This is a genomic window from Nibrella saemangeumensis (assembly GCF_039541915.1).
GTDB lineage: Bacteria > Bacteroidota > Bacteroidia > Cytophagales > Spirosomataceae > Nibrella > Nibrella saemangeumensis.
Map to the genome: position 1 here is coordinate 1 of NZ_BAABHD010000011.1, position 924 is coordinate 924.

Consider the following 924-nt stretch of genomic DNA (forward strand, 5'->3'; position numbering starts at 1 on the left):
TAGCTTTGGTCAGCCGGTAACGGTCAGTGTACTGAGTAATGATCTGGCGGGTAACGGTCAGCCGGCCACGCTGGCTAATGTGACCGCACCAACGATTGTGGATCAGCCCAACAACGGCTCAGCCGTGGTCAACCCGGATGGCACGATTACTTTCACGCCGGCACCTGGTTTTGCCGGCAATGATACCTTGACGTATCAGATCTGCTCGATCATCAGCCCGAATGTGTGTGCCACGGCACAGGTGATTTTCACGGTACCGTCAGTACCGCCGGTGGCTAACCGTGACGATGCTAGCACGGCTTTTGCGCAGGAGGTGACCATCCCCGTATTGGTTAACGATGCGGCCCGNCAGCAACGGTACGGTGGTGGTCAACAGCACAGGTTCGATTACGTACACGCCGAACGCAGGCTTTGCCGGTAGCGATACGCTGATCTACCGCATCTGCGACCGGGTCAACACGCTGTTGTGCGATTCGGCCCTGGTGGTCATCAACGTGGGCACGGTGGTGCCGGAGGCTAACCGCGATAACTATGTGACGGCTCTTAACACAGCCGTGCAGATCCCGGTGCTGCTCAACGATGAAGCCCGCGGCAACCAGCCGGCCAGCCTGACCAACGTCACCGCGCCGGTGATTGTGGATGCACCCAATAACGGTACGGTAACGCTCAACGCCGATGGCAGCATCAGCTACACGCCTAACAGTGGCTTTGCCGGAACCGACCAGTTCATCTACCGCATCTGTGATGTAGCCAACACCAGTTTGTGTGACACCGCTCTGGTGGTGGTCAACATAGGCAGTGCCGCACCAGTGGCTAATGCGGATGTAGCAACGGTAGCGTTTAACCAGCCCACCACGGTCAATGTGCTGGCCAATGATGCCGACCGCAACGGTACCGTACCGGCCAGTCTGGCCACGGTGACCA

Annotated in this window: 2 protein-coding genes; both read left to right on the plus strand. The window is 58.5% G+C overall.

Annotated elements, in window-relative coordinates; genetic code table 11:
- The first annotated feature begins 43 nt into the window (after nt 1-43).
- A complete protein-coding gene (locus ABD949_RS05260) occupies nt 44-421 on the plus strand; it encodes an Ig-like domain-containing protein (RefSeq protein WP_425576729.1) in 378 nt (125 codons plus the stop codon).
- The coding region (locus ABD949_RS05265) for an Ig-like domain-containing protein (RefSeq protein ID WP_345241321.1) at nt 339-924 on the plus strand (586 nt) is incomplete at its 3' end. The genes ABD949_RS05260 and ABD949_RS05265, both read left to right, overlap by 83 nt.